This is a genomic window from Paenibacillus sp. G34, assembly GCF_056856875.1.
In genome coordinates this window covers 5,703,376-5,726,336 of sequence record NZ_CM166469.1, presented here as the reverse complement: position 1 = coordinate 5,726,336, position 22,961 = coordinate 5,703,376, and the positions used below count along the sequence as shown (strand labels likewise).

General features: G+C 46.1%; 17 protein-coding genes. All 17 read left to right on the top strand.

The window, feature by feature from the left end:
• Positions 1–257 precede the first annotated feature (257 nt).
• The 17 genes from AC1VYS_RS25965 to AC1VYS_RS25885 all read left to right on the top strand — a co-directional run bounded on the left by AC1VYS_RS25965 (position 258) and on the right by AC1VYS_RS25885 (position 22,477).
• On the top strand, positions 258–515 hold the full coding sequence (locus tag AC1VYS_RS25965; protein WP_090922880.1) for a DUF1146 family protein: 258 nt from the start codon (positions 258–260) through the stop codon (positions 513–515).
• A gap of 522 nt (positions 516–1,037) precedes the next feature.
• Positions 1,038–2,384 carry a UDP-N-acetylglucosamine 1-carboxyvinyltransferase gene (murA, locus tag AC1VYS_RS25960; protein ID WP_482912017.1) on the top strand — a complete coding sequence of 449 codons (1,347 nt, stop codon included), beginning with the start codon at positions 1,038–1,040 and terminating at the stop codon, positions 2,382–2,384.
• A 471-nt stretch (positions 2,385–2,855) separates the two neighbouring features.
• Positions 2,856–4,262 (top strand): stage II sporulation protein D, encoded by a 1,407-nt coding sequence (gene spoIID, locus AC1VYS_RS25955; RefSeq protein WP_482912016.1) that lies wholly within the window; start codon positions 2,856–2,858, stop codon positions 4,260–4,262.
• Positions 4,263–4,637: 375 nt separating this feature from the next.
• Positions 4,638–5,378, top strand: coding sequence for a stage II sporulation protein SpoIIQ (gene spoIIQ, locus AC1VYS_RS25950; RefSeq protein WP_482912015.1), 741 nt, complete (start codon positions 4,638–4,640; stop codon positions 5,376–5,378).
• A gap of 172 nt (positions 5,379–5,550) precedes the next feature.
• Complete coding sequence (spoIIID, locus tag AC1VYS_RS25945; RefSeq protein WP_024632710.1) at positions 5,551–5,838, top strand: sporulation transcriptional regulator SpoIIID; 288 nt, start codon at positions 5,551–5,553, stop codon at positions 5,836–5,838.
• A 220-nt stretch (positions 5,839–6,058) separates the two neighbouring features.
• Positions 6,059–7,057 carry a rod shape-determining protein MreB gene (gene mreB / locus AC1VYS_RS25940; RefSeq protein ID WP_482912014.1) on the top strand — a complete coding sequence of 333 codons (999 nt, stop codon included), beginning with the start codon at positions 6,059–6,061 and terminating at the stop codon, positions 7,055–7,057.
• 102 nt (positions 7,058–7,159) lie between these two features.
• On the top strand, positions 7,160–8,044 hold the full coding sequence (locus AC1VYS_RS25935) for a flagellar hook-basal body protein (protein ID WP_482912013.1): 885 nt from the start codon (positions 7,160–7,162) through the stop codon (positions 8,042–8,044).
• An 80-nt stretch (positions 8,045–8,124) separates the two neighbouring features.
• Positions 8,125–8,961, top strand: coding sequence for a flagellar hook-basal body protein (locus AC1VYS_RS25930; protein WP_482912012.1), 837 nt, complete (start codon positions 8,125–8,127; stop codon positions 8,959–8,961).
• 11 nt (positions 8,962–8,972) lie between these two features.
• Positions 8,973–9,200, top strand: coding sequence for a DNA-directed RNA polymerase subunit beta (locus AC1VYS_RS25925; RefSeq protein ID WP_221791282.1), 228 nt, complete (start codon positions 8,973–8,975; stop codon positions 9,198–9,200).
• A gap of 478 nt (positions 9,201–9,678) precedes the next feature.
• The gene (gene fabZ, locus AC1VYS_RS25920) at positions 9,679–10,110 is read left to right on the top strand and encodes a 3-hydroxyacyl-ACP dehydratase FabZ (protein ID WP_482912011.1); all 432 of its coding nucleotides are present in this window, start codon (positions 9,679–9,681) and stop codon (positions 10,108–10,110) included.
• A gap of 277 nt (positions 10,111–10,387) precedes the next feature.
• Entirely contained in the window at positions 10,388–12,109 is a 1,722-nt protein-coding gene (locus AC1VYS_RS25915; RefSeq protein ID WP_482912010.1) for a phospho-sugar mutase, read from the top strand.
• Between the two features lie 190 nt (positions 12,110–12,299).
• Positions 12,300–14,321, top strand: coding sequence for a DUF5693 family protein (locus AC1VYS_RS25910; RefSeq protein WP_482912009.1), 2,022 nt, complete (start codon positions 12,300–12,302; stop codon positions 14,319–14,321).
• Positions 14,297–15,478 carry a polysaccharide pyruvyl transferase CsaB gene (gene csaB / locus AC1VYS_RS25905; RefSeq protein WP_482915129.1) on the top strand — a complete coding sequence of 394 codons (1,182 nt, stop codon included), beginning with the start codon at positions 14,297–14,299 and terminating at the stop codon, positions 15,476–15,478. Before AC1VYS_RS25910 ends, csaB begins: the two co-directional genes overlap by 25 nt.
• A 7-nt stretch (positions 15,479–15,485) precedes the next feature.
• Positions 15,486–16,244 carry a WecB/TagA/CpsF family glycosyltransferase gene (locus tag AC1VYS_RS25900; RefSeq protein WP_482912008.1) on the top strand — a complete coding sequence of 253 codons (759 nt, stop codon included), beginning with the start codon at positions 15,486–15,488 and terminating at the stop codon, positions 16,242–16,244.
• Positions 16,245–16,674: 430 nt separating this feature from the next.
• Positions 16,675–17,802: a glycosyltransferase family 4 protein gene (locus AC1VYS_RS25895; protein WP_445646527.1), complete on the top strand. Its 1,128-nt coding sequence runs from the start codon at positions 16,675–16,677 to the stop codon at positions 17,800–17,802.
• Between the two features lie 170 nt (positions 17,803–17,972).
• The gene (locus AC1VYS_RS25890; protein WP_482912007.1) at positions 17,973–21,929 is read left to right on the top strand and encodes an S-layer homology domain-containing protein; all 3,957 of its coding nucleotides are present in this window, start codon (positions 17,973–17,975) and stop codon (positions 21,927–21,929) included.
• 206 nt (positions 21,930–22,135) lie between these two features.
• A complete protein-coding gene (locus AC1VYS_RS25885) occupies positions 22,136–22,477 on the top strand; it encodes a hypothetical protein (protein WP_441928339.1) in 342 nt (113 codons plus the stop codon).
• The last annotated feature ends 484 nt before the right edge of the window (positions 22,478–22,961 follow it).

Genomic DNA, 22,961 nt, shown 5'->3' with positions numbered 1-22,961 from the left:
GCGATAGCGAAACAGCCTATATTCCTTAGAGTCGGCAGATGCAAGAAGTTGGATGCTAGATTTCCATCATCATGCACAGCTGAATGGTTGCTGCTCGGTCATATGGGCATCCGATGATCTTGTAGAGCAGGGGGAATACCTGACAGCTTGAACAGACATGTTTCCTGCTTCGGACATTCCAGTGTACTAAACAAGTTATGGGTGCAAGGCATATGATATGCTGATCTCTGCAACAATCAAGGTGGAGGTAAAAAGATATGGGTAATGATCTGGCGAATCAGGTGAACCAGACCTTGAGCACAAACAGCCTGATCTCAATTGTCGTTTCTCTTATATGTATAGCGATCACATGGTGGTCATTGCAAAATCTGAAACTGGATTTAGTGATTAGACAACCGAAAGGTCCTCAGGGGAGATTGTTACATTTGCTGCTTGCCATTATTTTGGGGCATGCCGTTGCTGGCTTTGTTATTGATTATTTGTCCTGGACTCAAATGTTAAGAAATTTGTTTTAATGTTGAGATGGTTGGTTAATCATCTGTTAGGTTCTTCAAGCGGCTCATTGTCGAATAACATCGATTAATTGTGTTAACAATTAGAGTATAAGCTGTCGGCCAAAATGTAAGAGACAAAATGTGAACGTTTAACTGACCAATTTTAAAATGTTTATGTAAAAAATGCTTGTATCGTACAATTCAACAATGTTATGATGGAAGTTAGGGAATTCACAATTTTTCACTAATTATGTAGGTTATAAAGGGGATATCCGGTAGATACCGGCTAAAAACCATCCCAATGGGTCTGTTCTGTTGCCAAGATGGCCTGTTTAATGATTTTTACGAGCCATGAAGCAAGATGTACAGTACACATGGTATCATCGATATGAATTATACAAACCAATTCTTTTCTGATCAGACATCTGTGCATATATGCCAGAATTTGTCGAAATTCCACACACAGCAACAGTCCTTCTACCACAGTGGGGCTTACGTATTCCGGAATGAGGAAAAGGGAATAAAAGCGCGGAGGGAACCATGATGAGCAAATTTATCGTCCGCGGTGGCAAAAGGTTGACCGGAAGTGTCAAAGTTAGCGGCGCTAAAAATTCTGTTCTTCCGATCATCGCTGCCTCTCTCTTAGGGGAAGAAGGACAAAGCGTTATTATTGACGCACCTCCTCTAGACGATGTGATGACGATTAACAAAGTATTGGAATCGCTAGGAGCGGGAGTTACATACCGGGACGAAGTGATTACCGTAAATGCGGAGAACCTTACTTCCTGTGAAGCCCCGTATGAATGGGTAAGTAAAATGCGGGCGTCTTTTCTGGTCATGGGGCCTTTGTTGACGCGTTTGGGTCAAACAAGAATCTCATTACCTGGAGGATGTGCCATCGGTACACGACCGATTGATCAGCACCTCAAAGGGTTTGAAGCCATGGGAGCCGAGATCAGCTTGGGCCAAGGTTACATTGAGGCACGCAGCCAAGGGCGGTTGCGCGGTGCAAAAATTTATCTGGATGTGGCTTCTGTTGGTGCCACTCAAAATATTATGATGGCTGCAACTTTGGCCGAAGGTGTAACGGTTCTGGAGAATGCGGCGAAAGAACCTGAGATTGTTGATTTGGCTAACTTCCTGAACGGGATGGGAGCGAAAGTGCGTGGAGCCGGTACAGGCGTCATTCGTATTGAAGGCGTCGAAAAGTTGTCCGGTGTTAGACATACTGTTATTCCGGATCGTATCGAAGCCGGTACGTACATGGCTGCTGCAGCGATCTCTGGTGGTGATGTATATGTCGAAGGGGCCATCTCTGATCACTTGGGTTCCGTTATTGCCAAGCTGGAAGAAATGGGCGTGACTGTACAACCTGATGAGAACGGTGTTCGTGTCATTGCAGACCGTCCACTCAAAGCAGTGGATGTCAAAACTTTACCATACCCAGGATTCCCGACAGATATGCAATCCCAGATGATGGCTTTGCTGCTGGCATCCGAAGGAACTAGCGTTGTGACCGAGACGGTGTTCGAGAACCGTTTCATGCACGTAGACGAGTTCCAATTGATGAATGCAGAGATCAAAGTTGAGGGACGCTCTTCCATCGTTACGGGTAATGCTAAGCTGAAGGGTGCGAAAGTCACAGCAACAGACTTGCGCGCGGGGGCTGCTCTGATCATTGCTGGCTTGGTCGCTGAAGGTACGACTGAGGTGGGTGGTGTGCATCACATCGACCGTGGTTATGTACATTTGGCAGAAAAGTTGAATGGTCTTGGTGCGGATATCTATCGGATTTCGGTGGAAGAGCCTAAGCTGGATGCAGTGAAAGCACCTACCGAAAAGGTCGAGGAAGAAGTCCCAATGTTCAAAGTACAACCAACTTGGGTGTAAAATATATTTATTTCACGGGTCATTCTTTCTGATCATCCACAGTAATATGTGGATTTGCAGCGAGAGGAAACGCGACGTATGTGGTTGAATAAGCTAAGCCTTCGGGCTTGGCTTTTTTTGTGTCTTTTTTTATAGTTTCCAAACGGGATGTACGGTAGGGAGAGTAAGTACCTGATTCTATTAATAGGTGATCTTAACTTGTACAATTCATCATCCAATTCTTTGCCTGTTCTGAACCAAATGAAAGAGATTGATTATGAATCCCTGTTGATCGGAAAGGATAGTCTAACCTGCATAACAGCAATGTTTTCGGGAGTTTACGAAACGGAAGACAGGGGGATTTGCAGATTTAAAAGTCTCTCATTTCTCTTAAACCGGGTTCTATCAGATCCAGTGAACTCATATCTTAAACTATGGATTTGAGAAAAGAACCAACTATGATCTGATTAACGACAACGGAGGGTATCTCGGATGAAAGAAGCTCGTGTGCAGGTGAAAGTACCTCTTGTCCCGCGAACCGGAATGCAGGCATCCGAAGCGAGTTCAACCCAGGATGTAGAGAAAGACAAGCCAGCTGCTGTAAAGAAGAGAAGTAAAGAAATACAGATGGCGAAGGTACAGAGGGTAGCGGGGGCTGAGCCTGAAATGATATATACAAGGCCTGAGCAACATTTTACAGAGGAACTGAAGCAGGAAGCTACAGAACATACAAATATCCCGCTCATTGAGTTGGATGCGTTTCGTAAGGTGAAACGTCGCCGTATGCGTGCTTTTGGCCGACACCACCGCTGGGGGCGTATTCCGGGGCGTTGGCAGCCCGCAGCAGCAGTTACAGCACTGCTTGTTCTGGCGATAAGTATTCCGGTCATTCTGGTATGGCCGCGAGCAGGCGAGCAGGTGACATCCACGCCATCTCCTGCAGGTGTAAGCACGAGCACGAGTGCGAAGTCACAGAATCAGAGTCCAAGCCCTGTTCCTGCAGTACCTGTAACCTATCCTGAGCCCCATGTGCGTGTTTACTTGTCAGCCACCGGAACAACGCTAGAATTGCCGCTGGAGGCATATGTAATGGGGGTTGTTGCTGCCGAGATGCCGGCTGAGTTCAAGTTAGAAGCATTAAAGGCTCAAGCGATAGCCGCGCGTACCTTTATCGTAAGAAGACTTGCTGCAAACGATACAAGTGGTGTGCCTTCAGGTGAAGCCGACGTGACGGATACAATTAGTCATCAGGTCTTTATTCCGCCTGAACAGGTGAAGGCAGATTGGACAAGGCTTGGCAAAGCTAAGGAATTGGAGAAGCTCGAACAAGCCGTCCGTGAAAGCCGTGACGCAGTAATGACGTATCAAGGTCAGGCGATCACAGCCTCCTTTTTCTCCACCAGTAATGGATATACGGAAAATGCAGAGGATGTATGGGGCAATGTGGTCCCCTACCTAAAAAGTGTAGATAGCCCATGGGATAAACAGCTGGCACCGGGTTTTGAAGAAACGATCACGATGAAGCGTAGTGAAATTTTGCAAAAGATGAACCTGGATGCGATTCCGGTAACTACTGAGAACAGTGGCTCGTGGATAAAAGTGTTATCTACGACGAAGGGGCATCGTATTAAAGAAATACAGATTGCAGGTGAAACCTTCAGCGGCCCGGAAGTCCGCAAACGCCTCGGGCTCAGATCCAGCCAGTTCAGTTGGAGAACGGAAGGTGATGAAGTACAGATTACAACATATGGATACGGTCATGGGGTAGGTATGAGTCAATGGGGAGCGAATGGCATGGCACAGGAGGGGCACACGGCTACAGAAATTCTGAAACATTATTACACGGGAATCTCGTTTGGACAGGCATCCAAAATGCTAGCCTCAAAACAGGAGAAGTGAGTATAGTGAGTGGTTCTCTACCAACCTCCCGTTCCGGAGCTTTTAAGATTTGGCTATGTATGATGAGTACAGTGAAATCGTACGGAGAGCGGAGGGGACAGAAAAGACCTGTAGAAGCGGAGCTGAAAGCTTTCTGAAAGAAAGCTACATCGGAAGCATAAACTTGCCTTTACTACCGGATTTCACCTTTGAAGAAGGAGATAGAAGAAATCTGGTAGTAACCAGCGGTCGAAAGGATTTCTGGACCCGGAGCGGCGCACGCACTAACACTGATCTCCAATATATAGCACTCTTTGAAAGCTGTGTGAAAATAATTAGAGTCGCGCGTGTATAAAAGAGTTGCACCCGGTAACACTTGTTACTGAGGTGATCAAGATGAATGAACAAAACAACAAAAAAACAGTCCAAGAAGAAACTCCTAAAACAACGCAAGGAGTACCGGCAGCTCAGCCCTCTTCATGGAGAAAAGCAATGTCCAAACGTTGGGTTTTCCCGGCAGTCTACATCGCAGCAGCAGGCATTATACTAACACTAGTGTGGGTCTATCAGGGAACAGGCGACAAAGCTCTGAACCCGGACTCTGCTAAAGAAGCAGTAGAAACAGGCGCAGCGAATACTGAAGGAACAACGACGGGTGGAGATCAGGAAAGTGTGGAAGTTGTTGCAAAGTCGGAAAACTTCGTGTGGCCCGTAGCATCTCCGTCCGAGATTTCGGTCGTGAAACCATTCTATGACAACGAAGCTTCAAGCGAAGAGCATGAGGCGGCAATGGTTCAGTACAATGACACATTTATTCCGAATACGGGTGTCGATCTGGCACGCGGTGATAACAAATCATTTGAAGTCAAAGCAGCACTCAGCGGGAAAGTTACACGCGTTGAGCAAAATCCGCTCACAGGTCAAGTGGTGGAAATTACTCACGGCGATAATCTGAAAACCGTATACCAAAGCCTTGCTGACGTCAAAGTAAAACAGGACGATGAAGTGAAGCAAGGGGATGCCATTGCATCGGCTGGTGTGAGTGAACTGGGCAAAAACTTGGGGAACCACCTTCACTTTGAAGTTTACGAAGATGGTCAACCCGTGAACCCGCAAGGATATCTTCCGGAAAAATAAATGATTTTTTACCGCACTAACATGATGGGCAGGGGTGAATAACCTCTGCTCTTTTTATGCTTTTCAGAAAATAATGGGACCTTCGAAGCTTGTCACACCTCTAAACCGCGAATATATAGGCATGCTCCTCATATAATGTACCAAACTATCCACACAGTAGGGAGGCGGGAGCGTGCACGATTACATCAAGGAACGGACCATCAAAATTGGTCGCTGCATTGTTGAGACGAGAAATACGGTCCGTACCATTGCCAAAGAATTCGGCGTGTCAAAGAGTACTGTGCATAAGGATCTGACGGAGCGTCTGCCGGAAATCAACCCTGATCTTGCTGACCAGGTGAAACACATTTTGGAATACCATAAGTCGATCCGTCATTTGCGGGGCGGTGAAGCGACCAAAATCAAGTACAAAAAAACGAGTGGAAAAAAACGTGAGGTGCTGGCTTCCGCCAAATCATAAGCAAGTTCTTCAAGAACTAGGCCAAAAAGCTCACAACATGGATTGAATCCCTCCCCTGAAGTATGATATGTTAAAAGCTGGTACAGGATCGAATTATGACATCTTATCAGCCCGATTTTTACATATATATGTTGCACTTTGTCGAACGAGCGGTGACGTGATAAGAGACACTTTTTCACAGGATACGCTGACCAAATAATATCACTTTGGGGGCTCTTTTATGTTTAGCAAGGATATCGGTATTGATCTTGGCACGGCAAACGTGCTTATTCACGTGAAAGGAAGCGGAGTTGTGCTCAATGAACCTTCCGTCGTGACCATTGAAAGCGATACGAAGCGGGTCCTTGCTGTCGGGGAAGAGGCGCGTCGTATGGTAGGACGTACGCCGGGTAACATTGTTGCCATTAGACCGCTGCGCGATGGCGTTATTGCGGACTTCGAAATTACGGAAGCGATGCTTAGGCATTTTATTAATCGTGTAGGGGCAAGAAGCTGGTATAGCCACCCGCGAATTCTGATCTGTGCACCTACAAATATCACTTCCGTAGAGCAGAAGGCTATTCGTGAAGCTGCGGAGCGCAGCGGTGCCAAAGAAGTGTTTTTGGAAGAAGAGCCGAAAGCGGCGGCGATCGGTGCGGGTATGGATATTTTCCAGCCGAGCGGCAATATGGTCGTGGATATCGGCGGCGGAACGACTAACGTTGCAGTCCTGTCTATGGGCGACGTAGTCACCGCCTCTTCTATTAAAGTTGCAGGGGACAAGTTCGATGAAGCGATAACCAAGTATATCAAAGCCAAGTATAAGCTCATGATCGGTGAACGCACAGCGGAAGATATCAAAATCGCGATTGGTTCCGTGAATCCGGCCGGACATCAAGCGGAGATGGACATTCGCGGCCGCGATATGGTTACCGGTCTGCCAGTTACAGTCACAGTGTCAGGTAGTGAAGTGCAGGAAGCGCTATGGGATTCCGTGCAATCCATTATCGTTGCAGCCAAATCGGTATTGGAACGTACACCGCCTGAACTGTCTGCGGACATTATCGACCGTGGTGTCGTTTTGACAGGCGGAGGTGCATTGCTGAATGGATTGGATGAACTGCTGTCCAACGAATTGCATGTTCCGGTATGGGTTGCAGAGGATCCGATGCACTGCGTGGTTAAGGGAACAGGCATTATGCTGAATAATTTGGATCAAGTGGTTAAGAAAAAGTTCTAGTCTGCCGATATAAAAATCAACAGGTTCACCGATGAGGTGAACAGAACGGACAAACAGCGATCTGCAATGCAGGGACAAGCGTTTGAGGAGAGGGGTTCATTCATGTTAAGAGGTCTGTACACCGCTGCTGCGGGAATGATCACAGAGCAACGCCGCCATGACACAGCTACACAAAATATCGTAAATATGAACACAACGGGATATAAACAGGTGAACAGTGTAAATCGCTCTTTCCCGGAAATGCTCATTACTTTAACGGGCGGGGATGCCAATCTTCCAACAAAGCGGCTGGGCAGACTCAACTCGGGCGTATTCGCCGAGGAGAGTTTATCCATGAATGTTCAAGGCGCTCTTATGGAAACGAAGCGAAATAGTGATTTTGCAGTCTCTTCCAATATAAATGTGGATGATCCACAAACATTCGAGCCTATTCCGTTTGATGCTTCCGGCAAATTTGTAGGGGCAGATGGAACGGTGATATATCAGCCACAAGCCTATTTCACGGTTCGTGATGCAGGGGGTAATACGCGTTATACACGTGATGGTCATTTTGAAGTGAGCGCAACCGGACAGCTTCTCACTTCTACCGGTTCTCAGGTAATGGATATGGACGGGCAACCTATTGTATTGACAGGTTCTGTGGAGCAATTTAAAGTGGATGAGATAGGCCGCCTTGTTAATGCGGTTACTGGTGCACCAACCGACGTTAGGCTTGGAATCAGCATTATTGACCAGCCGAATCAGCTAGTTCGTCAAGGAGACGGTAATTATAGTCTGAATGAAGAGGATGGAGCAACTGCACGTATGATGGGTGCTGCGGATGTTGTCCAGATTCATCAAGGTTATCTGGAAGGATCGAATGTGGATGCCTCACAGGCTACCGTTGACATGAATGCTGCATTTCGTGCCTATGAAGCGAATCAGAAGGTCATTCAGTTCTATGATCGTAGTTTGGACAAAGCCGTTAATGAAGTTGGTCGTGTCTAGCGTCTAATCGTCACCATATAACCGCGTAGTAATGGGCAATAGGCCCTTTGCAAAGAGAAGCAGGGAGGTAAAGCCACCGCATGAATAATTCCATGATTAGTGCCAAGGTCTCTATGACAGCGATCCAGCAACGGCTGGATGTCATTTCCGATAATATTGCCAACGTGAATACGGCAGGCTATAAAAGTAAACAGGCAAGTTTTGAAGATGTATTGACCCGTACACAGCAGCAAGATGATAAGTACAAGCATGATGGACGTTCAACACCGATGGGGTACAACCTTGGTTTTGGAGCACGTCTGGTCAATCTCACCAGAGATATGTCCCAAGGCAGCATGATGGAGACGGGCAACCCTACAGACCTCGCTATTGAGGGGAATGCATTGTTTGCTGTTCAGGAAAGGGGTCAGAAAGTGTGGACACGGCAAGGAGCATTTCATTTTGTACAGGATATGCGACCGAAGGCAAATCCCAATGATCCTGACCTGATGGTGCTCGTCAATGGCGATGGCCATTTGGCTCTGAATCGTCAGGGAGAGCCCGTTACTGCCCCGAAAGACAGCACAGTTGCTTTTGATGAGAAAGGTAATCTGCTCGTGCGTCAGGGCAACGGCAACGCCGTAATTAGAGGACAGCTGCAGATGGTAGATATCGAGCGTCCTGAAGGACTGGTTCAGTTAGGGGAGAATTTGTTTGGGCTGGATGCCGGGGTAACCGAGGACGATGTGTTTGGGGCGAATGCAGCAACACGTGAGCCGCAGGCATCGATACGTACAGGTTTTCTGGAGCAGTCCAATGTGGATATGACGCAGGAGATGGCGTTGCTCATGCAGGGCCAGCGGACATATCAACTGGCGGCACGGGCGCTTACATCCAGTGATTCTATGGCGGGTCTTGCCAATAATATGAGAGCATAAAGGTGAATGGGATGACAGAAACACAGCAGCAGAACAGCAAGCCGGAGCAGAAGGAAGTCAAGAAGAAAAAGAAGAGTTGGTGGCGCATCGCAAGATGGTTTCTGATTCCGATTTTGCTTGTTCTTGCCCTCGCTGGCGGAATGGTCGCTGGATATGTGGTACTGGGCAAACAGGATATCGGTTCCGTATGGCAATGGAGTACCTGGAAGCATGTCTATGATCTGGTATTTGCTCCATAATAACGAGTTCAGCGAAAACTCCTGCGCAGGCAGGAGTTTTCTTTTTGGTGTTGAAAACAGTATAATGATGGATGACGTTTAACGTCAGAAGAGGCCTCCCCTGCGAAAGACATGCTTGTCATCGCGAAGAGAGACCCCTTATCTCAACCTTCACTACTGCAGTCATGAAGGATATTACTAGTGTTAACCCTAAAACCACATTTCATACAACCTAAAAATTGAAAACTCATTTATATGAGGATCGACTTGATCATGCCCGTTTAATGGTTTCCGCACTACAGTAAGTGGAGGGAAGAGAATCGTTCAAAGAAGCACAGCGTCCGCGTTTGTCACAGAATTTCACCCATGATAGTGGGATCAAAAAAATTCAGGGACAATGGCGATCATAGAACGATCTCTTTCCGAAACGACGCTATTGCGCCTGCATTATGGCATGATGGAGAGCCTTCGTATAAACACCCCGAGAGGAGATTATATTGTGCTTGATATCAAACAAATTCAATCGATTATCCCGCATCGCCCGCCGTTCCTGTTGGTGGACCGAATTTTAGAGATGGAGGACGGCAAACGTGCTGTTGGTTTGAAAAATGTATCTATCAATGAACCGTTCTTCGTTGGTCATTTCCCTGAGTACCCTGTAATGCCAGGTGTATTGATCACAGAAGCATTAGCTCAGGTTGGTGCAGCGGCTATGCTTAACCTGGAAGCCAACAAAGGCAAAATCGGTTTTCTGGCGGGACTGGACAATTTCCGATTCCGTGGACAAGTTGTGCCTGGAGATACGTTGATTCTGGAAGTGGAGATCACACGTCTGAAAGGTTCGATTGGCAAAGGCAAAGCAACGGCTCGCGTAGAAGACAAAATCGTGGCTGAAGGCGAAATCATGTTTGCTCTGTCAGACCCAAGCTGATTACATAGGCATGTATATATCATGCAGATAAGTTGAACTAATTCTTTACACATAAACGAAGAGGACAGAGAAAACCTGAAAAAGCGAAGCGTTCGCCTTTATCACCGGATTTTTCCCTTTTAGAAAAGGGAATACAAAAAATCTGGGGATAACAGCGATTGGAAGGTTGCTCTGTCATTGGAGTGCAGGTGTAAATATCTTTAGTGCAACTTATGACTACGCTGAACAGCTACGTGCATCAATAGAATTTTATATAGACGGAAGGGGCTTATTGGATATGGAACAGTTAAGCGCAGCAGCAGCCGAGACGTTGCAGCAATGGTTGGAGGATGCTTCCATTGATGAAGCAACCAAACAGGAGCTCCGTGATCTGAAGGATCAACCCAAAGAGCTGGAGGAGCGCTTCTACAGAAACCTGGAGTTTGGTACAGGTGGATTGCGCGGTGTCATTGGTGCCGGAAGTAATCGGATGAATAAATATACGGTTGGCCGTGCGACGCAAGGCTTTACCCGGTATTTGCTGGAACAGCATGGGGACAAGGAAGGTAAACCTTCTGTTGTCATCGCTCATGATTCCCGTCATTTCTCACCTGAATTCTCACTGGATGCAGCGCTCGTACTTGCGGCAAATGGCATCGTAGCCAAGCTGTATCCATCCTTGCGTTCTACACCACAACTGTCCTTCAGTGTGCGCCATCTGCAAGCGACAGGTGGTATCGTTGTAACGGCGAGTCATAATCCACCAGAATACAACGGATACAAAGTGTACAATCATGAAGGCGGACAACTGGTTCCGCATGAAGCGGAGCAAGTGATTCAATACATTCAAGAAGTTCCTTCTCTGGCGGATGTGAAAAAGCTGACGCGCGAAGAAGCCGAAGCACAAGGTTTGCTGGTTTGGCTTGGTGAAGAAGACGATCAGGCATTCGTGGACACTGTGGCAAGCCGCAGTCTAAGCCGTGAACTGATTCAATCCGGTATTGGCCGCGATTTCAAAATCGTGTACACACCGCTGCACGGTACAGGTAACCTTCCGGTTCGCCGCGTACTGGAGCAGATCGGATTCGAGCAGTTGTATATTGTCGCTGAACAAGAGCAACCGGATGCTGAATTTTCCACAGTGAAATCTCCTAACCCGGAAGAACGCGAAGCGTTCACACTGGCAATGAAGCTGGGCGAATCCGTAGGCGCAGACATTCTGATCGGTACAGATCCGGATGCAGACCGTATGGGTGCTGTCGTGAAAGACAAAGATGGCAAATATTTCGTCTTGTCCGGTAACCAATCGGGTGCCATTATGGTACACTACCTGCTCAGTCGTCTTCAGGAGACAGGCACGTTGCCAAGCAACGGCGCAGTAATCAAAACGATTGTAACGAGTGAGATGGGTGCGGTTATTGCACAGCATTACGGTGCAGAAGTGATGAACACCCTGACAGGCTTTAAATATATCGGTGAAAAAATGAACCAGTTCGAAGCCACCGGAAGTCATACCTTCCTCTTCGGATATGAAGAGAGTTATGGCTACCTCTCCGGCAACTATGCCCGTGACAAGGACGCTGTCCTTGCCTCGATGTTGATTGCCGAAGCGGCTGCCTACTATAAGAGCCAAGGCAAAACGCTCTACGATGTGTTGCAGGAGCTGTACAACCAGTTCGGATTCTTCTTGGAGAAACTCGAGTCCCGCACACTGAAAGGCAAAGACGGCGTTGCACAGATTCAGGCAAAAATGACTGACTGGCGTTCTAATCCGCCGAAGGAAGTTGCCGGCATTGCTGTGCAGGATGTGCTGGACTACTCCCTCGGTCTGGACGGCCTGCCGAAGGAGAACGTGTTGAAATTTATTTTGGCGGACGGTTCATGGTTCTGCTTGCGTCCTTCCGGTACAGAGCCGAAGATCAAAGTATACTTCGCTGTGCGCGGTGAGAGTTTGGGCGATGCAGAGGGCCGGATCGAACGTCTGGTTTCAGAAGTTATGTCGCGTGTAGACGCACAATAAAACTAATGGTACTGTAAGAAAAGATGCAGAAGGCCTCTCCGCACCGTAAGGTTGGTTGGCGGAGGGGTTTTTCTTTGAAATAAAATGGTTCATGTGCTGGCATATTAGAGAGCGTGTTAACACATGCTGAACGTAAGGATTATAAGAGCAGAACGGGCATTTGGTTCCAACAACTGAGGAGGTACACGCAGTGCGTCAAAAATGGCTTTATTGGAATAACGCTTCCCGGAAGTGGTTGTGGCTCATCGTTATTATTGGTTTGGTAGCATCCATTCCGGTTATCCGTGATCGAGTGCAGACTGAATCTTCTGCGAACAAAGTAGAACTGGTCTTCAACTATAGAGGACTACTGGATATTTCCGCCTATCAGGCTCATCCGCAAGATTTCATGGATCAACAAATGACCCGGCTGAAAGATGCTGGTGTAACAACGATGGCTGTGTTCGAGAGTACGCTGGACGAGCTCAAGAAAACACGCCGCTTGATGGTTTACTCAGGTCAGGATCTCGCGAACATGACGAAAGAAATCATTCCTTCCAATGCGAACTATACTTATGTGTTGTTTACATCTGAAGAGAATGCGCGGACCTATACCCCTATTATTGAACAAACGTTCGCTGAACGTCAGATCCCGGTTGAACCTTGGGAGTATGAAGGTCGCAGCGGCTTAATATTGCAGACACCGCCGGAGAATGCCAACATGCAGCCGATGCAGCCTGATCCGGTTGCGGTGAAGATGCTAAGTGATAAAGGTTTTCATATTTTACCCCGTATCTCCGACACCGTACCTTATAACCAGCAATCCATGGAGCGTCTGCTTACCTTCTTCGAAGAGAACGGCGTGAAGCGTATCCTGTTTGATGGGGATGCGGTGAAAGGGTACAATGATAATGCAGAGATGAAAAGTCTGGATCAATTTGCACAGTTACTAAATAAACATCATATTGGTCTGGCAGCGATTGAAAATCTGAAGAAACCACAGGCCGGATTCCAGACGCTGGCTTATAAAATTGATTACAATGTAACTCGTCTCTATTCGCTTAGCGATGCAGATGCGAATCTAAAGGAAGATACGATTGCGGATCGCTTTGTATTGGCGGCGAAGGATCGTAACATCCGCATGATCTATATGAACGCTGCACCAAGCCGGAATACGGCCAAAGCGGAGATCACGGACCCTATCGAAAATCTGATCAAAAGTCTGGGCGAGCCGGGACATGCCGTTGAACGTATGGCTAAACACGGCTTTGAGCTTGGACAATCCGAAGCATTCACGGTGAAAGATTCGTCCATTCAACGTTATGCGAAGCTGATCGCGCTCATTGGAGCCATCGCATTGATTACACTGATGGTTTCTTATTTTGCACCTGTACTTACGATTGCTGTGTTCCTCCTCGGATTGGTGGGAAGTGCTGGTCTGTTCTTGTTGAAACCAACACTGCTTGAACAAGGAATTGCCTTGTTGGCAGCCATTGCAGCCCCGACCATTGCGATGGTACTGGCTGTTCGTACAGTGAATGCAACACAGCTGCGTCAACCGGATGCCCCTGCGGGTCGTCGTTTGGCACAGACGATCGTTTTATATGTAAGAACATCGGTTATTTCATTCGTAGCTGTACCTTTTGTAATTGCATTATTGAACAGCATCACATATAGCTTGGTTATTAACCAGTTCCGTGGAGTCAGTCTGCTGCACTTTGCGCCGATCGGTCTGGTGGCGATCTATATTGTGTTCTATCGCGGTTCTGGTTCGATCTCTGTTAAGCAAGTTAAAGATATGCTTCGTATGCCAATTAATATTTTGATGGTTATATTGGCACTAGTTGCTGCCGCTGTTGGTTATTACTATTTAAGCCGTACAGGCAATGCCGGTACAGTTACGCCTTTCGAGATGTTCCTGCGCACGACGCTGGAGGACACGTTTGGCGTACGGCCTAGATTCAAAGAATTTGTGCTGGGACACCCGCTGTTTATCGTTGGCGTGTTCGCCGCCTTAAAATACCGTAAAGTCATCTTTGTGCTTATTATCGCTACGATGGGTCAATTGTCCATGGTTGATACGTTTGCACATATTCATACACCGGCTGTACTGTCACTGATACGTGGAGTGATGGGACTCGGACTTGGCTTGATCTTTGGTATCATTGCTGTGGGTGTGTGGCAGGTCGTGGAAGGATGTTGGAAAAAATGGTCACCACTTCTAAGAAATTAGTTATCTCGGGATACTACGGATTCCGCAACAGTGGAGATGAAGCTGTACTGAAATCCATTCTGACTGCACTGGAGGAAGAGAGCCAGCGGTCGAATGTTACCATTGAACCGATTGTGCTCTCGATCGACCCGGAGTGGACAACCTCCATGTATGGTGTTCGGGCCGTACATCGCATGAAGTTGAAAGAAGTACGCGAGGCACTCAAGGAAAGTGATGGGCTTATCAGTGGCGGCGGAAGTCTGCTGCAGGATGCAACAGGATTGAAGTCCATTCCCTATTACCTCGGTGTGATCAAGCTGGCTCAGTGGTTGAAAAAGCCTACATTTATCTATGCTCAGGGGATTGGCCCTGTTAACCGTAAAATCTTTAATCCGATGATCAAGTCGGTATTCAAATCCTGTACCTATGTATCGGTACGAGACGAGCAATCGGCAGATTATCTGCGTGGTCTTGGACTCAAATGGAACCAGATTCATGTTGTGCCTGATCCGGTGATGGGGTTACCTTTGCCGGATACAGCTTCACCAGTCCATGACGGAGAAATCACTTCTATTAAGGAAGAACAATCCATTCATTCGCAAGCTTCGGCAGATAAACATGCCGAGCTGCCGGTGGTTGGCGTGTCTGTTCGATTCTGGGAAGCGGATCGGAAGGAGCTTACAGCCATTGCTGCTGGCTTGAAAAAGCTGGCTACGAAGAAGGCTGTGCATCTGCGCTTTATGCCATTCCATCTGCCCGATGATGTGCAGGCATCCCGTTTTATTATGGAGATGATCGGCGATGTGACAAGTAAAGGCAGCGAAGTTAGCATCACGGAGGATCTGACCGATCCCCAGCAGATGCTGGAGGAAGTAAGCCGCTGTGACTTGATGATCGGTATGCGTCTGCATAGCCTGATCTATGCTGCATCACAGTATGTCGTGCCGGTTGGCATTTCGTACGATCCCAAAATCGATCAGTTTCTGCTTCGACTGGAAAGTGAAGCCGTCGGTAATACCAGTTCACTTGATGGCGATAAGCTTGCCGGCACCGTGGCTGGACTACTAGATCAGCGTTCACAGTGGTTGAAACAAAATGAAGATCGCATCACTGCATTGAAGCAGGAGGCCAGAGAGCCTGCGAAGCAAATTATTACCTATTTAGGCCGCAAAGGATGAGATAACAATGACTCAGACCGGAACGATTCCTACCGTTTCCATCTACGGTATCCCCTTTTCCAAACTGACAATGAAAGAAACAGTTAAGGTGCTTGAAGAAGCCGTGTTGTCCAAAAAGCCACATCAGGTTATCACTGCTAATCCGATTATGGTCATGGCTGCGCTGGAGGACCCGGCAATCATGACGGTGATGAAGGATGCAGAGATGATCGTTCCGGACGGAACAGGTGTGGTATGGGCTGCTAACTACTGCGATGATCCTGTAGCAGAGCGCGTGCCGGGTTTTGAACTTTTACATGAATTGCTGCGGGTTGGAGAAAACTATCGATGGGGCGTATACTTGCTCGGTTCTACTCCTGAGGTGATTCAAGAAACGGCAGTTCGGTTACAACAGCAGTATCCGGCTATTCGGATTGTGGGTTACCGCGATGGATTCTTCGGTTCGGCTGAGGATGAACAGGTTGTAGCTACGATTCAGCAGGCTGCACCTGATCTGTTATTCGTTGCTCGCGGAGCGGATACCCAAGAACCCTGGATTCACAAATATAAGCATGCATTGCAAGTTCCTGTCATGATGGGGGTTGGAGGCAGCTTTGATATCATCTCAGGCAAAATGAAACGCGCACCCAAGCTGTTCCAAAAGTTAAGACTGGAATGGTTCTATCGTCTGTTGCGTGAACCTAGCCGGGCTGGACGTATGCTTGCGCTCCCGAAATTTGCTCTGAAAGTAATGCAGGACAAAGAAAACGTGACAAAAGTCCGTTAAAAACAGGCAATTACGAGATAAATGCTTGTTTTTGCTAGAAATTGAGGATAGCTTTTCAGATATGATCAGCGTATAATTCATTCCGGCACATACGTGTGTCACTCAAATGAAAAGTAATTTCTATTGCACTAAGCACTCCGGCTAAAGGAGCTGTTACACTTCATTACTACGATTGCAAGAGAACCTTCCGATCGCCCTTATCCCCAAATTTCTATATATCCTTGTTCAAGGATGAAATTCGGTGATAAATGCGAACGCTTCGCTTCTACAGGTTTTCCCTTGCACTCTTCGTATCGTGTAACTGTCGCCTCAGCATCAACAATAGATTTTCATCAAAAGTGAAAAACAATGTTTCTTCATATATAGAAAAAAAGAGATCAGGGGATTTATAATTTTTTGCAGGTATTATAATTGGGGGTCGAATGTTCAAATGGTAGCGATCTTTATCATTGGATTTCTGGTGTCGATGGGACTTGCTTTAGCGCTGACACCGCTGGTTAAAAAGTTCGCAGTCCGCATCGGTGCAATGGATACACCGAATGCGCGTAAAGTGCATACCCGGATTATGCCGCGCCTTGGCGGATTGGGTATTTTCCTAGCATTTATCATTACGGTTGCGGCACTGTTGCCGTTTGTCTCTGCCTGGTTCACAACCCGGGATATGAGCTTTGTTAGTGCATTTCTGGTCGGCGGTTCCATCATTGTATTGATTGGTGCGCTGGATGACCGCTTTGAGCTGTCTGCTAAAGTGAAGTTGCTCGGGCAGATCGTGGCTGCATCCGTCGTTGTATTTGGATTTAACATCCGCGTAGACTTCGTCAACATTCCGTTTCAAGATGCCTATTCTTCACTAGAAACGTGGGTGTCCATTCCGCTGACGATTCTGTGGATCGTTGGTGTAACGAACGCGATTAACCTGATTGACGGACTGGATGGTCTGGCTGCCGGCGTATCCGGTATTGCCATTGGAACCATCGCGGTGATGTCTTTCCTGATGGGTAATACGATGATTGCGCTGATGTGTCTCGTGCTGCTCGGCAGCATTATCGGATTCCTGTTCTTTAACTTCCATCCAGCGAAAATTTTCATGGGGGATACCGGTTCACTGTTTCTCGGTTTCTCTCTGGCGATGCTTTCGATGCTTGGATTCAAACAAATTGCAGTCGTGTCCTTCATTACACCGCTGATCATCATCGGTGTGCCGCTCTCGGATACATTGTTTGCAATTATTCGCCGTGCGGTACAACGGAAGCCGATTTTCTCACCGGATAAAGGTCACCTGCATCACTGCTTGCGTGAACTGGGATTTAGTCATCGTCAGACGGTGCTGATTATCTATGGTATTGCTGCATTCTTCGGTGTACTTGCGATTATCCAGTCCTCGGCAGCGATGTTTGAAGCCAACTGGGTGACTTTTGTGGTGATCTGTATTATGATGTTCTTCCTGCAAGTGGGTGCTGAAGTCATCGGGCTTGTAAGTAAAACGAGAAGACCTGTGATCAACTTCCTGATGCGTATGCGCGTGAAGCTGAATCCGCAGACTCGTTCGAAATCTTAAAATAAAAAGTATCGTTTCCTGCCATCGTTTAACATCATTTTAGACCCTTGCCTTATCCCGACTGTGGATAAGGTTTTTTTTTGTTTTTTTTGAGGTTTTTACTAAATAATTGGAACCTTTTTGCCGATACATACAGGTAACTGACTTAAAAAGAGGAGAGATGATACGTAATGCAACAAAAGAAACGGCCGTTGGTCTGGATCATGTTGGTCACCATGGTGCTCTCATTGTTCCCACAAGGTCTATTCGGTGGGGCCGTTGCTTCGGCAGCTGACGCATTTTCCACATACTTCACGCCATCAGATCAGACCATTCGAGAAAGTTCCAGACTTTCACTTGTTTATGATTCTACTCCAGGTAAGGATAACTCAAAATTCCTAACCCGTGATTTGGTATACAAGAGCCCTACCTCAGCACTGACAATTACAGGTACATTCGCCATGGTGAGTGGATCAAGTCTGAAGGTAAAAGTTGAACAGTTGAAATTAGTCGAACAAGGGACCCTTAAGACATGGACTCCGGACGAGACTCGTACTGTTACAACAGCTATTACGGATAGTGGAAGTAATCGATTTACAGCAAATGATGTTGCATTATTTTCAGGATTTAACAAGATCACGTTTATCGGAACACAGGGTAACAGCTCTGTAGAAAGCTCTGACAGTTTCTATGTGATGTATGATCCGGCTCCTTATATTGAGAACTTTGTACTTTATACAGATCGAACTGTTCCAGGTGGTGGTGTAAGCTACAACTTGAATGAAGGAACAGAGACGGTAGTGGATACAGAGCGTGTCGATTTCCAAGGTACAGTTAAAAACGCAACGCAGGTTTCGCTCTCGGTTAATGGTGCAGAACCTATTGATCCACCGGTTACTTCGGATGGCAGCTTCTTCGCATCACAGATTAAGTTGTTGCCGGGAAAAAACATTCTGAAGTTTAAAATTGAAGGTCAACCTAACGGTATTGAAACAGAACGTATCGTATATTATTTTGATAAAACAAAACCATTTGTAGATCTTAAGGTGAAGATCGGGACTGAAACAAAATCCGTACTGAGCAGGGACGAAAAGACAACATTTACGGATCCGAATGAAACCACAGCAACATTGTCCGGACAAGTATTGATTCCGTATGTTGAAGGCAGTGGTAAATTCGCTGATGAAGGTGTAGTAACTGTGCAAGGACAACCCTACACCGTTACTATTGGTGCTAATGATGAGCAGCTGATTACAGGTCCTGACGGAAGATCTGTAAGATATCGTATGGTAACATTTGCTTCTAATGATGTATACAACCTGACTGCAGGTAAGAATCAATCGCTTACTATAAGGGTGGCCCAAGGCGCATTCAGTGCAGAATATACAACAAGCTACTTATACTCGCCAGGTTCACAAGATATCACGAACCTGTACTATCTGCCTAACTTCAAACCAGGGTCTGCAATTACGTCCAAAGTACCGCTTAACGGCGCGACATTACAAGAGGACAAAATGTATATTCTCGTAGAATCCAGCAGCTCACTCAAGAAGACCCCATCGCCCGTTCTTAAAGGCGTTTATCTGCCTTCAGGGAGCAAGACGGTGGATATGACAAACTTTACGAATGTTGATGGATTAACAGATAACCAGCAAGTGTATGAAATTAATGGTCTTGCAAGCGGTAAACAGCAGCTTCGCTTCTCCTTTGGCGATGATACAGAGCCTGAACTGGCTAAAATCGTGGAAGTTACCTATGCAACGATCAGTTCAATCTATGTTAGTAGCTTGCAGACAGGAGAAACCTATCCATTTGACTCATCTACAGGGAAGCAGTACGTCACTGTAGAAGGAGAATTGCTAGGCTTCAAAGATCTCGCTAATCTGAAAGCGGAAATGATCGTGAATGGTCAATTGACTGCAACGACTGTTGCAACTTCGGTGACGGGGCCAAGTCTAGATGTTGAGCCTCCAACGCCTATACCTGTAATCGAGTTTAAAAAAGAGCAAAAATTCAAATTCAGCTTGCCGATCAAACGGACTGGCCCAATATACTATGGTGAAAATACAATTGAAATTCGCGCTGTGGTTGATGATGCGGGTGGCAGACCCAAAACCATTACCAATGTTCTGAAAATTAATGTGGTGGATACGTACCATTCGACGATCTCCTCATTCATGCCGACGCGTATACCAACAAGTAGAGAACTCTTTGATAACACTACGGTAAACAACTATACACAAGAGAAACTAAGCAGAATTTTTGCGGTGACTCCCGACTTTATTTTTAAAGATGGAAAATATGTAACGAGTGAAAAAGAGTTTGACCTGGTATTCAGAGGTGCTGGAGCTCAAAATGTTAATTTGAGCTTTGGATCCAATGTCATTTTCAGCAAAACATTGACTGACACTAATGTATTGGACAGTAAAGATACTGGGGGCGCTGATTTTACAGGATCGGACTTCGCCGGTAATCAGGATGCATTCATTGGCCGGATTCGCGGATTGAAATTCGATGCACCCGGAACCCAAGTGTATACGCTTGAGTTAATTAACAGCACGGGCGCGCGCTCCACTCAAAGAATCGAAATTGTGCGTGAACCGACACCTTATCGCATCTTGGCTCCTCAGCCTACGGTGGGTGATCAGATCGTCGTTAATAAAAACTTTGTACGCTTCGATATTGAAGCAGAAGGTGCAACTCAAGTTAAAATTGGTAAAGACACAGCTGAGAAACGTACAGACTTAAACAATCGTTTTGTGCTTGATTACGTAGATCTGAAGCCGGATAAAGAGAACAAGGTGAAGATTGAAATTACTCGTCCAGGCGGGAAAATTAATGATACAATCTCCATCTACTACACAAGTGCAGTAACGACAAATTCAGAGTATATGGCTCCGAAAGTAGCCAATAAATATACGGCATTTAACAAAAACCTGCAGTTGTCTTTCCCGAAAGGCACTGTACTACAGTCTCAGAACTCCATCGGTGTAACCAAGTTCTATCCCAACAACAAATTGTTGTTCGGTCTTGCGGAACCGAAAAAAGGGATTGTAGAGAAGATTAATGATTATGGATACGACACCGAGATTGGTGGCGAGAATAAGCCGAAGATTGAAATACCGCTTGCGATCTCAGGTAATTTCGCTTCTACATTGGATACAGGTGACTTCTCCTTGATCTCGGATATTTATTGGGTTAACGGGGGCGTTGGCGAACAGGGGAACAAAAATGATACCAGTTACAAATCCGCAACGGATGGTATCACTCCTTACAGTATGGAAGGTATCTTCTCTACATTTGCTCCTGAGCGTATTCTTACACCGTCTAATCGAGGAACACTGGTATTGAAATATGATCCGTCCATTGTGGATGATGTTGGTTCTACGATTACCGTATTCCGTCTTTCTGATAAAACGAAAACAGGAACATGGACCCCTATTGGTGGTAAAGTGGATACCAAGCAACATACCATTACAGTTCCGTTTGATGAGTTTGGCTATTATAAAGTAATGAAACAGAGCAAAAGCTATGCTGATATCACGAACCATCCTTGGGCAAGAAACTATCTGAATGCGATGTACTCTAAAGGGCTGATGAAGCCGCTGAAGAGTAACTCATTCGGTGCGGATGATCGGATCACGCGCGGTGAATTCGCAACGTTGCTCGTGAAAGGCATGGATATTCCAATCACAACTCCAACACGTCAGACCTTCAGTGATGTAGGAAAAGGCACGGGGGCAGAGATTTGGAACTATGAAGCTATTGAAACCGCAGCACGTGTAGGTATTATTACCGGACGCAGTGACGGCTTCTTCCAGCCGCAGTTACCGATATCGAGAGAAGATGCGGCGGTAATGATTGCCCGTGCCATGAATGCTAAACTGGCTGCCAATGATGACAAGTTGTCACAGGCGCTAGGGAAGTCATTTATTGACTCTGGTTCAGTCGAGTATTATGCAAGACCGGCTATACAAGCTGTAACCAAGGCCAAAATTATGGATGGAAGTCCGGTTACAGTGGCTGGATCTAAGAAACCTCAGTTCCAATTCAATCCGAAAGGTAATATGACCCGGGCCGAAGCTGCTAAAATTGCTGTAGAGCTGCTGAAGAAAAGTACAGGTCTATTCCCTAAAACGTTAAGCTAATTTTTATTCAATACCGATATGATTCTGAAAGGACATGTCCCTTTTGTGAAGGGAACATGTCCTTTTTATCACTGTAAATGAACTGGCAAAGAACGCATTTATAATAGAAGGAAAAGGATTATTACCAATAACTATTTTTGTAATTTGCTAGAGATTAAGATACAATAGCGGTAAATACACAATGATCTAGAGGGTGAAGTTAGCTTATGAAACCGATTTATTCTAAGGCTCAGTTGGGCTACATGAAGGCAAAGACACAATTCGAGAAGCAAGCAGTCATTCTGGAGAAAAAACTGGAAGATACACGTAAGACACAGGAGATCTCTCAGGAAGTAATGGAAGGGCTTGTACAGACGACCGGCTTCCATGATGCGTATAATAATCTGGTTCTGGCAGAAAATGAACTGATTGATTGGTCTCATACAACGATGAAACACGAGAAGACGTATCGTGAGAACCGACTTGCGATTGATGACATGTATCTGAAATTGAACAGTGATCCCAAAATGCGTGCACAGATTATCGATTTGGCGATGAAAATTCGCTAGGACAAGTCATAGAATTACTCAAAAAGCATCCCTAACGGATGCTTTTTTATTTTTTATTTTAGTAGAATTTGTCGCTTCACGCGTCTCGGATCAGGGTATAAATAAACGTTGGCAAGAGAACTCAAGCGAGGGGCAGTTTCCAGAAATGCTGTTATATCAAGGGTTTCCACATGTTTTGAATGGCATCCAACCCCGCGCTGCTTCAATACATAAATAAATTCAAAACTTTTTTTGTGGAAGGCGCAACTTTTTGAAATCTACTGCGTTTAAGATGTAGAGTCAAAAACATTGGGGAACTTACCAAGAATGACCTCGTGAAGAATCTTGTCTATTTATTAGAAAAAATTGCTTTACGACTCGGAAGACCCATTGTATAATACGTAGGTAGGATTAGGAAACTACTCTATTTGCGTGTGAACCTGATTGTTGAACTAGGTTTCAAGTTTCTGTGATATGCTCACAGACATCATTTATATTAACTTGC